At 35.3% G+C, this 12,677-nt stretch carries 12 protein-coding genes; 7 read left to right on the top strand and 5 right to left on the bottom strand.

Annotation, left to right across the window (positions count from 1 at the left end):
- Positions 1-95 precede the first annotated feature (95 nt).
- Positions 96-917: a hypothetical protein gene (locus AWV75_RS03905; protein ID WP_060873128.1), complete on the bottom strand. Its 822-nt coding sequence runs from the start codon at positions 915-917 to the stop codon at positions 96-98.
- A gap of 1 nt (position 918) precedes the next feature.
- Complete coding sequence (locus tag AWV75_RS03900) at positions 919-1,518, bottom strand: hypothetical protein (RefSeq protein ID WP_060873127.1); 600 nt, start codon at positions 1,516-1,518, stop codon at positions 919-921.
- 385 nt (positions 1,519-1,903) lie between these two features.
- Between AWV75_RS03900 and AWV75_RS03895 the strand changes: the two genes are divergently transcribed.
- The 7 genes from AWV75_RS03895 to AWV75_RS03860 all read left to right on the top strand — a co-directional run bounded on the left by AWV75_RS03895 (position 1,904) and on the right by AWV75_RS03860 (position 9,087).
- Positions 1,904-2,560, top strand: a complete 657-nt coding sequence (locus AWV75_RS03895; RefSeq protein WP_060873126.1) for a hypothetical protein — start codon at positions 1,904-1,906, stop codon at positions 2,558-2,560.
- Between the two features lie 690 nt (positions 2,561-3,250).
- Positions 3,251-3,916, top strand: coding sequence for a sensor histidine kinase (locus tag AWV75_RS03885; protein ID WP_231737979.1), 666 nt, complete (start codon positions 3,251-3,253; stop codon positions 3,914-3,916).
- Positions 3,913-4,590: a response regulator transcription factor gene (locus AWV75_RS03880; RefSeq protein ID WP_060873123.1), complete on the top strand. Its 678-nt coding sequence runs from the start codon at positions 3,913-3,915 to the stop codon at positions 4,588-4,590. Before AWV75_RS03885 ends, AWV75_RS03880 begins: the two co-directional genes overlap by 4 nt.
- Positions 4,591-4,638: 48 nt before the next feature.
- Positions 4,639-5,463, top strand: a complete 825-nt coding sequence (locus tag AWV75_RS03875; RefSeq protein ID WP_231737977.1) for a hypothetical protein — start codon at positions 4,639-4,641, stop codon at positions 5,461-5,463.
- Between the two features lie 68 nt (positions 5,464-5,531).
- Complete coding sequence (locus AWV75_RS03870; protein ID WP_060873122.1) at positions 5,532-6,536, top strand: hypothetical protein; 1,005 nt, start codon at positions 5,532-5,534, stop codon at positions 6,534-6,536.
- A 115-nt stretch (positions 6,537-6,651) separates the two neighbouring features.
- On the top strand, positions 6,652-7,830 hold the full coding sequence (locus tag AWV75_RS03865; RefSeq protein WP_060873121.1) for a PLAT/LH2 domain-containing protein: 1,179 nt from the start codon (positions 6,652-6,654) through the stop codon (positions 7,828-7,830).
- Between the two features lie 156 nt (positions 7,831-7,986).
- Entirely contained in the window at positions 7,987-9,087 is a 1,101-nt protein-coding gene (locus AWV75_RS03860; RefSeq protein ID WP_197429548.1) for a hypothetical protein, read from the top strand.
- Positions 9,088-9,354: 267 nt separating this feature from the next.
- Here the strand turns inward: AWV75_RS03860 and AWV75_RS03850 are convergent, their stop codons facing one another.
- The 3 genes from AWV75_RS03850 to AWV75_RS03840 form a co-directional block, all read right to left on the bottom strand.
- Positions 9,355-9,921: a hypothetical protein gene (locus AWV75_RS03850; protein ID WP_060873118.1), complete on the bottom strand. Its 567-nt coding sequence runs from the start codon at positions 9,919-9,921 to the stop codon at positions 9,355-9,357.
- 93 nt (positions 9,922-10,014) lie between these two features.
- Positions 10,015-10,809: a hypothetical protein gene (locus AWV75_RS03845; RefSeq protein WP_060873117.1), complete on the bottom strand. Its 795-nt coding sequence runs from the start codon at positions 10,807-10,809 to the stop codon at positions 10,015-10,017.
- A gap of 287 nt (positions 10,810-11,096) precedes the next feature.
- Positions 11,097-12,443: a serine hydrolase domain-containing protein gene (locus AWV75_RS03840; RefSeq protein ID WP_060873116.1), complete on the bottom strand. Its 1,347-nt coding sequence runs from the start codon at positions 12,441-12,443 to the stop codon at positions 11,097-11,099.
- Positions 12,444-12,677: the final 234 nt, after the last annotated feature.

Raw genomic sequence — 12,677 nt, 5'->3', positions numbered from 1 at the left:
GCGTATCATTGGGACTAAGAGATGCGATTGAAAAAAGCCAATAACAACAGGTTATTGGCTTTGATACTAATCCATAATTCGCATACAGATTGTACTTATTGTAATTGTATGGTAATCAGGTAGTTACCATGTTTTATTTGACCACTACTAATGGGACAGACAAATAAATAGCTATTCTTGGTTACTTGACGATAATACACATGAGAATGTAACTCCGTATTCGGTGGAGTAGCAATGTTCGGAAAAATTTCTAAACTATCCACAATAAGCGTTTTAGTTGATAAGTCTTTGCTTTGTAGTTTAAAAAAAGCCTCAATGGCATATAATAATCGGTTAACAATAAAAACAGCGGGTACAATAGGATAATGATCGAAATGACCCGCACATTGTTCGGTTGAAAAACCTTGGATAACAACCTGGAAATAAGAAGAACAAAGCGGTGTTATTCTTACTTCATTTTGAATGTTATTCGTGTTTTTTAATGCAAGTTCAGGGGTGTAAAACGATTTAAAAACCCGTTGAAAAGAATCTTCTGAAAAAATGACATAATCTAGTTCAAAGGTATACGCCAATTGATGGTGTTGATTAAAGATATCAACTAGAGACTTTCCCTTTCGTTCAGAAAATAGCAAGCTTTGTGCTTGGTATTGTAGTTCATTGCGAACTTCACCATGTAGGATTTTTCGGATTCTCATTTTCTCACCCAAGAAGAAAGTTTTAGAAACCACATTCATTTTTTGCAGTAGGGCTATGCTTCCTAATGATGAAGCTATTTGCAGCACTTTATAAAATTCTTCAAAGGAATTTGACAAGCTGCTCGATGGAGTATAGGCTACGTTTGAATCCTGAATAATTAACGTGTTAAGCGGAAATAAATAAGGAGGATGCTCACCTAACCATTGCGCGATATCTTTCATATTATCTAGGCTGTTTTTTAAAGGTGTAGGTGTTCGTCACATTGGAGTTGGCATCATACGAGGTGTCAGAAGCTGTTATTTCCACATCCGTTAATTCCAAGTAATCTTTAATCCCATGCATAAAGGAAAGAAGCGTAGGGAAGCTTAACATGGTATCAATACCAAACTGTTTAGCTGCTCTGTGGTAGCGGTCAATTCCCGCTAATGAAATGATCGATTCATCTGCCGTAAATTTTTTGATTGTAAAAGTATATTCCGGACTTGAGGTGTAAATAGCCGAAATAACTACTAGAATCAAAGATCGACAATCTCGATGCATGGATGGGTCCTTGAGTAAGGCTTGTTCTGCTTTTACTTTTCCAAGATGATGGAAGAGCGTTTCAGAGTGCTCCTGTACGGCGGCTACCCCGTATTTTGCACCAATCGATTGCAAAAGTAACGCATAAAATTGCGAAGTAATGTTGGATAAGTTAAGTGCCAAATCCGATACGGATGCAGGCAAATACAATTGGATTAATTGATCTTTGATTTCCTGTGAAGGATACAAATCATTCCCTCTTAGGGGGTCCAACTGTTCAATTAAGGTGGTTTTTGTTGGCATTTTTTGATTGTGTTTTGTGTTTTTTACATGTAAATTTTTTAAAATATATAGTAAAAATAAAACTAAATTTTATAATAAAATATAGTATATGTAACAAAATAACACATTTTGATTTTTTTGTGTTGTCTGAGTTAATTGATTAAATCGTCGGACTGCCACGCTGCGCTGCCTAGGTTGTAGAAATGAAAGATTACTTGTTTTTTAATAGTGTTAAATTATACTAAATATGAAGTTGTTTTAGGTTTGATGCGTTATAGTGGTATTGAAATGATATTTAATTAAGGATAAATGTGCATTTACTTACTAAATATAAGAAATGAAGAGATAGTCTTTTGGTATTTTGGGTTATATTTGTTAAACCAACAAAACGACTAAAATTTTAAAAATGAAAAACCCTTCCTTTGATTTTATAATCAATAGCATGAATGCTTGGCAACAACGCAAACAGGATAAAAAGTTCATCACTGAACTATTGCATAATTCTTATGCGTTTGAAATTACACTACCTAAAAAACGAGATGAAAAATTTTATCATTTTTACTTAGGGTTAGATTTATATCCCTATCTAAGAAATGAAAAAGAGGAAAAACCTCAATTGTATATGCACATTGTACCAGCATCCGCTGATACGATGCAGAATATTAAAAAAAATAAGGAAACCTTAGCGGATTGGATGACTTCAAATAAAATTGAAACTAAATTCAATTGTACGAATACTAAAATCACAGATGAAGAAGCGTTAAAGCGAATTGAGGCATGGACAACTATCGATGCATGGATTTCGTATAATCAGGTGTTTAATGGTTTTCAGATTCCAGCCGAAGATCTCGATTCAACAAAACTACCGACTACGTTGACGGGATATTTTGCGATAAAAGAGGAAAAAGGACTAGTAGTTCCTGATATTGTGATTTCTAGAATTACAGGAGATACAACTCTTGAGTATTATGATATGGCTCGTCTTTGCCCTCCTTTTAAAACGCAAGTTGATCGAAATTCTTTTGGATTATTAGATTTTATTTATGTCGATAAATCTTTCTGAATTCGCTAATTACCTTACCATTTGTTTGTCGATAAGCCTTGTAATTTTAGCAGTGTTTAATGGAATACTGTTGAGACGTGGAGTAAAAAAAAATTACAAGGCTTTATCATTTTACATTATTAGTTGCTGTGTTTTTGATCTGATAGGGTGGGGATTATCCTATTACGGAAAATCAAACATCGGACTTTTGCCGTATTTTAATAGCATTGAATTAGCGTTATTCTTGTATTTTCTTAAAAAGGAACAAAGGACTTATATTGCTTATATCTTGTTGTTTATAGGAGTTTTGATCGGTTTAGCTGACCTCTTTCAAATACAAGAAATATTTCCTGGTTTTATGAATATAGGACGTGTTTTTAATTCATTGGTCATCATAAGCTTAGTCTTTAGGCACTTGTTTGTAAACTTTGAATTAGGCCCGCAAGTCAGGTTTTATTACACCTTGCTTTTTTATTTTTCGATCACGTTTATTCATTTTTTATTGCTTGATTTTCTGATTCATGTTCCTTCAGATTTAAAGTTTATTTTTTGGATGATATACGCCCTTTCTTGTGGTGTTTTTTATGTAATTATTACGCGATTTTTATGGAAATATGGAAAGACCCCTCCGTTCTAATTGTTTATCTGATTGTTATTCTTTTATTCATTATTGTCTTTACCTTTTTGTTTTTTCTTTTGCATCAAAAGTCTTTGAAAAAGATCTTGGATACAGAGTTGAAAAGGTCAAAAGCAGAGGTTTTACATCAAAAAAATATCGTAAAAATTAGCGTGGATGTCCAAGAAGAAGAGCGAAAACGCATAGCGAGAATCATACATGATGACATTGGCAATCGGGTTCACATTCTCTCGGTGTGGTTAAATAACCCAGAGGCTTGGCAGAGTGAAAGAGCCAAAGAGATTATACTAAAACAATTACCCGCTTTATCTGAAGCTACGCGAACAGTTTCGCATGCTTTATACCCTGTGGATGTAGAACATATTGGACTAATTGCTACGCTAGAAGAAATGGCTGTTAATGTCTCCGCCTCGTTAAACGTACAACTTGTTCTCTTACACCTTTATCAGGCTCCATCTCTTGCCATTGAGATACAGCTTTATCGAATTATTCAAGAGTTTTTGAATAATGTGCTAAAGCATGCTCAGGCTTCTCAAATGTACATTCACTTGAGAAGTACGGAGTATTATTTTGCTGTTTTACTGGCTGATAACGGAAAAGGCTTTAATCTCACGGAAGTAAAAAAGGGAATGGGCTTGCATAATATAGAAGCTAGGATTCAAGTCATTCAAGCTGCTTTTAAATGGAAAAGCACTGAAGGAAAAGGAACTCAACTACTTATTCTAATTTCAAAACAATGAAACAAAAGATTAAAATTGCATTAATTGATGATGAACTTTTATTTTTAGAGGGACTCATCTTATTGTTATCCAATATCGATACGCTATCCATCGTAAGTAGCGCAAATAAAGGGCCTCAGTTTGTAACGAATTTGAAGAATTTACCCCCAGATACTTTTCCGGATTTGATTATGATTGATCTGCAAATGGAACCCATGAATGGTTTAGAGCTGATTGAAATTGTCAAAGAGACCTATCCTGAACTCAAGATCATCGTACTTTCATCTCATTACAAACAACTGATGTTTGGGCATATGATTAAGATGGGCGTATCCGCATTTTTACCGAAGAATGCCTCTAAAGGACTACTATTAGAAGCCATTGAGAAAGTACACGAAACAGGAATTTTTCTAACCAAAGATGATCATCAGATGCTGCTCAATTACGTAAGGGATAACCCCAAGAATCAGAAGTTAGGCCTCTCTGTTTCCCTATCTGATAGAGAGGTTGAAGTGGTGCAATTAATTTGTAGAGAGTTCACCAATCAAGAGATTTCCGATCAGCTTTTTATCAGTAAACGCACAGTAGAAAGTCACCGTCAGCGTATTCTTGAAAAAATAGGAGCAAAAAATACGGTGGGTATCGTCATCTATGCTATTGCCCATGCTATTTATACGCCTCAAACTTTGTTTTGATTCCGTATAAATACGCAAAACTAAATTTGGTGTTTTCTACTGTAAAATTTGAGCGTTTCGGCTCGTTACTTTGTCTTGTTCATTTACCTGAAGCTTCAACCTACTAGTGAACAAGGGCGTATTCCGAAAAGCCCGCTTTTGAATAGAGTAGGAAAACCAAAGAACAAGAGTATGATTAATTTAGAAAAATTTAGCGCAACAACCAACTACAAAATTTATCTTGTAAATAAAGGAAGTTCAACCAAAAACTTTTGGTGTTTTTTGCAAAAACCAGAAGGGGTTCCAACTTCGGATGTGTATGCAAACTCAGATGCCATGTTAAGTGTGGTACCTAATTATGACGGAAAAAACTGGTTCACTATCCCTTTGCAGTACAAAGTAGGAGCAGGAGCAACCAATCAAGCAGTAGGATTAAATGTAAAAATTGATTCTAGTGTAATCAAAGATGCACAATTAGAGCAATTATGGAATGCAGAATATGCTACTGCACCCCCAAAACAAGGACCTAACTTGAGTATTAGTCAAGGTGAAAAAAGTCCAGCCAATACCATTGGGATTAAATCGAATAAATTTAATCAAGTTCAAAATGAAAATGAAAAATGGTATAGCAACATGTCTTTTGGTATTGAATCTGCCAATGGATTTATGGGCGTTACCTGGGCTCCATCACCTAATGATAAAAGTACAGTGACCCCAAAATTTGCTTTTTATATTGCAACAGGTGATTTTACAAGTAATAGTTTAGCAGATATTGCTACAATTTCTAATGAAGCTGCTAAAATTGAACTTTCAAGCTTCAAAAGCCTTGAGGTAACGGTTACGTTAACCGAAAAAGGAGAGTGGTTAGTTGAACCAGGTGCACCCAAAGCGTAATTGCGATAAAAGTAAATCTAAAAGGATTGCTTTTGTGGAAAAGCAATCCTTTTAAAAAAGAAGGAACGATGAAAATAGCAATCCATGATCATCTTTATGCCTTAGGGCAAAGAAACCTGGTCTATAACTACAACTTTAAGTACTTCAGCAATCGAAACAACGAAGATTATGGGGTACCTGATGGCTGGGTATATACCGATAAAGGAAAGGATGGGTATATTAAATTCGATGCCACTACACAAGAAGTAATATTGATAAAAAGTGATGGAAATGAAACCTTGACCTTTACACAGGCGCTTCATGAATTCCCACGATGGCAAGAAATGCTGTGTGGGGAAATAGTTACAGGTAAAGTAGAGCTATCTACTGAAAATAATGGGGCCATACACATTAGTTTGTCCGATGGACTTTCTACCTATACAGTAACCAAATCGACAAAAGGGGCGTCGACCATTGATTTACAGTTAAAAATAGAGGAAAAAGCGACACAATTGGTATTGAAAATAGAAACACAGGTACCACTCATTCAATTTAGAGTGAAACAGTGTTATGTCAATATCGGAAAAGTAAGTGTAAAGCATTTACCTTGTATGGTAGAGGGAATCATAGGCGAGCGAAAACAATATATTGCCACTGAAAATCCACCTGCAGAAGAACTGTCTTTGTGTAAAGCAGCGATGGAATTAGATGACCAGTACACCCGATTAAATTCCGTGCTTAATTATCGATTTGGCCAAGGAGAGAAGGGTAATTCTTTGCTAATCGATATGCGCGGATATTTTAGTAGAGCGTGGGATAATGGAGCACTTGTTGATGCTAATGCTTCAGATCGGGCTGCTCCAGGCAAAGGAATACTAACAGGAGATCATGTGAGTACAGTGGAACAAGATTCTTTTCTCAAACATGAGCATCCAGTAAACTTTACCGTGAATACCACCCAATCTACAACAGGTGGATCAGGACCTACTACCAATCTTGTTACACCAGTTCCATCTAAAACCAAAGAAGCTTTGGATGGCAAAGAAACACGACCTAAAAATATAGCAGAACTGTATACGATAAAATGGGCGTAACCTGCTTTATGTACTACCGTGAAACCATTTTCAGGAGATAAACAAAAAGGAGGAGAACTCCTCCTTTTTATTTTTAAATGCATGCATCTATAGGACAAACCAAAAGAAAAAAACAATGAGCACTTATAAATTTGAAATAAAAACAGGAGACGAAGTTTACGCAGGAACGGACTCCAATATTTTCCTTATTTTAAAAGGAAACAAAATGACTTCCAGAGAAGTACGATTGAATGGCTATATTACGGGGAATGCGTTTGAAAGAAATCAAACTGATAAATTTGAGATTCCTTTTGGGGATTTCGGAGGAGATTGTGGAAAAATATACGAATTGGCTATCCGAAGTGATTGTAAATATATAGGCAGCGATTGGTTATTATCTGATATCAAAGTAGTAAGAGTAGCAAAAGAAGAAACCAATTTGAATACGTCTTCTACGTTTCAATACGATCAGTGGATTAAAGATGAGGCTACTAAAACGCTTTCCATAAGTGATACGGTAGAATCCAAATATGTCGTTGTTAATTCAACAGAAATATGCAAAAAAGTACCTCTTTTTGTTCCTTCTAAAAGTAAATACAATAAAGTGCTTACGGAGGAATTTGAATATAGTATTAGTAAGTCAGAAATTAATACGATTGAAGTGACTACAGAAATCAAAACAGAGATTGAAGTACATCACAAATCAGAATCAAAGGCTGAATTTGAATTGGTAGCAAAGTTAGCAAAAGGGTCATCCCATGTTGTTAATGAAGCCATTCTAAAAATGATGTTCAATAAGAAAATATTCGAATCTAAGATTAATGAATACAAGTATAATGAAACGAGGAAGTTTACAACCAAAGATGAAGTAACAATTGATAATTCTTCTTCAGAGAAAACAAAAAACTGTGAAGTGTTATACTATGTGACAAAAACGGAAACGTATACTTTGGTTGATGGTATATTTATTCTAAATTTTAAAGCAAATACATCTTATGATTTCGGAGGAGTAAGGGATTTGGAGACAAATGAAATGCTCATAGAAACTCCTATTCACATGCTATATGAAAATCTACTTTTAAAAGAGCAGTATATAGGTGATCCAGCAAGACATCACCTGCATATAGGGATTAAAATGCCACACTACAAGGAAGGAAATAATAAAAGGACTCAAATTGATATTGGATATTATGAAGATTATAATCCGGAAAGTCTTCAAGCTGTTATTGATTATTTACATACAAGAAATGAAAACGAAAGTGGACGAAATGCTTGTATCGCTTGGTGTGAAGACGAGTTAGAAAATCTACAATAAAGGTATTTCCAAAAAATATAGTACGAATAGGCTCAAAAGGTTTTGCTTTTTGAGCCTATTTGTTCTACATTTTTTGAACCCCTATTTTTTATTTATAATTACTACCTTTGAGTAAACAATAGTGCGAATTTTTACTCTTTCACAACCCAACCCATAATGAAACATTTCCTTTTAATCTTCCTTTTAACTTCTTGGAGTTGTACAATGTTTGGACAGAACCAAGATAGTTGGACTGCCTTTTTTGCGAATGATAGCATCCGAATTGGCTATAAAGACCAACAGGGAGTAGTTAAAATTGAACCCAAGTTTATCGGATATTCCTATGCCTATAAGTTTGACAATATTATAGCAGTGTCAGAAGAAGTAGGAGAAAGTTGGAAAAATTACTACCTAACGAAAGAGGGGAGAAGTGTAGGCGTGGATAGTTTGTATATTTTTGACAACGGATCCGATTGTGAAAGCGAAGGTTTTATTCGTTTCAGGGATTCAAAAACAGATCAAGCAGGGATGTTCAATAGCAAAGGAGATATTGCTATTCCTGCTGTATATAGTGATTTAACGAGAGTAAGAAACGGAATGATTATCGGATTAAAGGGAGCCGAAAAAAAATATTGGTCTGCTGGAGATCATGCAGGGTGTAATCATTTTAGCTGGTCAGGAGGACAAGAAGTATTGCTTGATACGTTGAATAATATCTTGGTCGACAATTTTTCTTATGATCATGCGCTCAACTTTTACTCCCTCGAGAAAACAAAAACCCCTCCTACAGATACTAACCGAAAAGTGTTTTTAGGACAAGACGGATGGTATTATTCGTTTATGGATTTTGAAACCGAATTTAAACAATGGTTGATCAACGACTTGTTTGTCGATTTAACGGAAGAGAAATTGATCCAAGGGTCCTATGATACGTTGATTTGGGAATCAACAGAAGGATGGGCAAAGGCTGACAAAGAAACGTTTATACGCGCTAATTTCCCCCTGTTGAAAAGAGAATTATTAGCCATCATACAACCCAATTGTGACTATTTTATTTCTAAAGATGGACTCAATCCCTTCTTGTTTGAAGGCGATGAGTTTGACCCCTATTTTAATGGGTGTAGGGAAGCAAAAGATTGGCTCTATCCTACGATGACGATTGTGGTTTCTCACCAAGATAAAAAGAACTTTACCCAAAATCACTTTGAGTTTTTACGAACAGATGAGGGGTATAAATTAATTAGTGTGACGATTAGAAACGAGCAAGTAAAAGGATAGTTTTTTGTAGGTTGTTTTTTGTAGGTTGTTTTTTTGTAAGTTGTTTTTTTGTAGGTTGTTTTTTGTAGGTTGTTTTTTGTAGGTTGTTTTTTGTAGGTTGTTTTTTGTAGGTTGTTTTTTTGTAAGTTGTTTTTTTGTAGGTTGTTTTTTTGTAAGTTGTTTTTTTGTTATATGTTGAATTGTCTGCACAAAGAGCTTGGTCATGTCCTAGGTAAAAAGGAACGACTTCACTCTTTGCTTGACTAGTTGTTTTCCTTTTATTTCTGTTTAACTACCACAAGCGATATAACAAGTGGGTAAATCGTTACTAATGGAAGGGTTTTCATCCGTACCTTCAAAAAATACGTGATCACCAAGTTCTTTGTTTACCTGTTGATTATGTGTTTTTAGTAGAAATTCTAAAGCCGTAAAATGCTTGCCATTGTCAGCGGTAAACGTTGCTAAAAGCTCAACCTGATACATATTATCTTCCTCTTCATCAGGTTCTTCCTCAAAAACATCTCGATCTTCTTCAATTAACGTTTCATTTTCAAGTAAATCCGATACGCCCTTCACCCAAGCCATGTACTGAATTTGTAGTTTAGGAAAGTCAAAAACAACTTCGTTGGGCTTCCAATTTTCACTTGTTTTATAAATACGATTTTGGTAATCGATTACTTCTTGGTTAAACTCCTCCGCATCTGTATAAAACTGAGCCGAAAAAGCCCAAGCGATGCGATTCAAGGTAAAAGGAGAGTGGTTTTCTGCAGTTGGTCCTGTTTCCTCCATTGGTTTTACCTCGTTTACTTGTTGAGGGGTATTCTTTACCCCGAATAGTTTGCTGAAAAAAGACATAGATGATATGGATTTAGGTTATTGATGAAGTTAATCTAGTGTTGTAAATACGTTGAACAAAAGCATTGAAATCAATATGAAATAAAGAGGTTTTTACTTCCCAAACAGCTTTTGCCAAAAACTTTTTTTCTTTTCTGGAACCACTGGTTCATGGTTGATGATGACGCGTTCCGTATGTTCAAGAATTTCGTTGTCATTTAACCCTTGATTTCCCTCAAATTCCCTTAATTGTTCTAGCATTGCCTCTTCATACAACAAGGCACCTTCGGTATCGCAATGGAATAAATTGGAATAGCAAGTCGATTCGTTGAGGTTCAGCGGATTGGGTTCAACTACTTCAGTAGCTTCTAAAAGTCCAAGGTTGTTTTCTTTTGCATAAGTTAGTGCTTTCAGAAAAACATTGATTCGGTTATGCGAATAAAAATCGTCTAACTCTTTTTTTACTTCTTCCTTCGTGTGGTAATCAGACAGCAAGGTTGCCACTTGCTGTGCATTCATATAAATGCCAGAACTGTAGTTTTCAACCAAACTATTGGCGATAGGGTTGGGTACTTTTACTTTTAAAATAGCTTCCCAAGAAGTGGTGTACGCTTTAAACTGAGGGTTGTCTTGAAGGAAAAAGGAAAAGGCAGAACCTCGGGTGTAAAAGTACGTCCTGAAAAAGCCCTGTATTACCGCAATAAAATAACCGTGTGTCTTGTCAAAATAATCGGTAGGAGCAGTTGCTTTAGCTACGTCAATTGTATTGCTATACTTTTCAACGTAGAATTCGTCAATATCATGTTCTTGTGCTAGTTTTTCAAGGCTCGATTCGTCTTCGAGTACATCAAAATACCAGGTGTGTATTTCTTGTTCACTTATTGGATGGTAGCTGATATCAAATCCCATAGCTTTTTTTAGTATTAATGAAATGTTTTTCTTTGTACAAATTAAATGTAAGAAATAAAAACGTACATCAGGTGTAAAAAGACAGAGGCTAAGATAATTAACATTTCGATTCAAAATAAAGGATTCAAAACGGTATGTGATGATTGTCTTTTCTACCACGATGTGATCTTGTCGTATGTAGCCAAGTAACGATCGCTTTATACCCCAGATACCAAGGCGTAATTCGAAGCATTTAATCTAGTTGTTTGAGCATAGAAACAGGAAGTACTTTTAGACTTTACTTTTATTTACATGATTTTCTTACAGTTGAGCGATTGTTTATTTTGGGTAACTTTCATTCCAGTAACGTCTCCTTTTTTGTTGATGGTAAAATCAAATTCCGAATTATTTTTTCTCCCATAAAATTTATTTTCCCCTTTTGGTTCCAATAGTATTTTTTGTCCATCTTTCCCATCGGCATAAATAGTTAAAAATAAGTGGTTGTTTGCTGCTTCACGTATCTGGAATGCCCCTACATCAATAAGCCCAATCAAGGTCGCTTTGTATACACCCGTATAAATTTTGGTTGAGGATGAAGCCTGATTTTGATACGTGGTGAAATCGGGTTGTTGATACGCCTTATTGAAATACTTTGAGGCTATACCTAGAATCACATCATTCAGTTTGACATTCGATGCGTTTGACAACACAGCAATCGATAATCCCTCCGTTGGGAAATAGCCTATAAACGATTGAAATTCATCGATGTTGCCAAAATGTCCATATCCTATTTGGTCAAAAACAGGCATTTTTAATAGCCCATACCCAATTCCTTTTTGATTGGTTTTTTTCATTTGTGCCAAGGATTTTTCAGCAATTAATTTTCCGGTTAACAGAGCCTCTATTAGTTTTGACAAATCTGCTGTAGTGGAAACTATTGCGCCCGCAGAAAAGGTAAAACTGGGATGTGAATCTGTTTCTTTCACCCATGTTGCTCCATTATATAAATAAGACGCATTCCTTTTCGGGTATTCTTTTTCATCCGTTTCACAATAGGTGTTTTGCAAGCCTAGTTTATTTGCAATCCTGATGGCTACATTTTCTGCATAAGTTGCTTGGGTAATGTCTTCTATAATATAGCCTAAGAGAACATAGTTAGCCTTGCTGTAACTGCGATCTTGTCCAGGTTTAAACTCGGGTTTCCCTTGTCCAATTAAAGCTAACATTTCTTTTTTTGTAAATTTCTTGTGCTTTGAAGTATAATAATCGTCCCATTCCGCGTAATTGTAGATCCCGCTTAGATGACCTAAAAGTTGGGTTATTGTGATTTTATCCGCATTTTTAATTGTTGGGTAATACTGATCTAGTGTGGTTTCGAGCGTTAATTTACCTTCTTCAATCAGCTGAAAAATAATAATAGCCGTAAAAACCTCAGTAATAGCACCCACTCTATATTTATCTGAAGGGGTTCCCACGGTATTGAATTCGCCTTTATAACTTGTCTTTCCCTCTTTTTGAAGCAACACACTTCCCGAAAAAGCCTTATTTTCTGCTAAAGAACGCATCAAATTATCAATGGACTTAGCGTAATCTGAATGTTGTGCAACGAGTAAACCCGAAATGCTGAATACCAGTAGAAGTAAAATTGTTTTCATCTTTTATCCTTGTTTTGTACAAATAAAGTAAGGCATGTAGCATTTTTTTTTCGCTTTTTGACCAATCGCACAGAAATGGGGACATAAAAATTCAAGGTGGTTTTTCGTTTGTTTGTCTATAAATACGAGCCATTCGTGTAAAAAAAAGGAAGCCGTTTCAGAAAAAAATTAACTTTACACTTTTATAGTATCACGCACGAATGAATGCAATCCATCGGTTTAATTTGTCAAGAC

It is taken from the genome of Myroides odoratus (assembly GCF_001549985.1).
GTDB lineage: Bacteria > Bacteroidota > Bacteroidia > Flavobacteriales > Flavobacteriaceae > Flavobacterium > Flavobacterium odoratum_A.
The sequence above is the reverse complement of the archived record's forward strand: the minus strand, read 5'-3'. Positions and strand labels throughout refer to the sequence as shown.

Excerpts from the sequence above, each read along its gene's own strand:
- AWV75_RS03905 (WP_060873128.1), bottom strand. The coding sequence starts at position 917 with ATGAAAGATATCGCGCAATGGTTAGGTGAGCATCCTCCTTATTTATTT.
- AWV75_RS03900 (WP_060873127.1), bottom strand. The coding sequence starts at position 1,518 with ATGCCAACAAAAACCACCTTAATTGAACAGTTGGACCCCCTAAGAGGG.
- AWV75_RS03895 (WP_060873126.1), top strand. The coding sequence starts at position 1,904 with ATGAAAAACCCTTCCTTTGATTTTATAATCAATAGCATGAATGCTTGG.
- AWV75_RS03880 (WP_060873123.1), top strand. The coding sequence starts at position 3,913 with ATGAAACAAAAGATTAAAATTGCATTAATTGATGATGAACTTTTATTT.
- AWV75_RS03870 (WP_060873122.1), top strand. The coding sequence starts at position 5,532 with ATGAAAATAGCAATCCATGATCATCTTTATGCCTTAGGGCAAAGAAAC.
- AWV75_RS03865 (WP_060873121.1), top strand. The coding sequence starts at position 6,652 with ATGAGCACTTATAAATTTGAAATAAAAACAGGAGACGAAGTTTACGCA.
- AWV75_RS03860 (WP_197429548.1), top strand. The coding sequence starts at position 7,987 with ATGAAACATTTCCTTTTAATCTTCCTTTTAACTTCTTGGAGTTGTACA.
- AWV75_RS03850 (WP_060873118.1), bottom strand. The coding sequence starts at position 9,921 with ATGTCTTTTTTCAGCAAACTATTCGGGGTAAAGAATACCCCTCAACAA.
- AWV75_RS03845 (WP_060873117.1), bottom strand. The coding sequence starts at position 10,809 with ATGGGATTTGATATCAGCTACCATCCAATAAGTGAACAAGAAATACAC.
- AWV75_RS03840 (WP_060873116.1), bottom strand. The coding sequence starts at position 12,443 with ATGAAAACAATTTTACTTCTACTGGTATTCAGCATTTCGGGTTTACTC.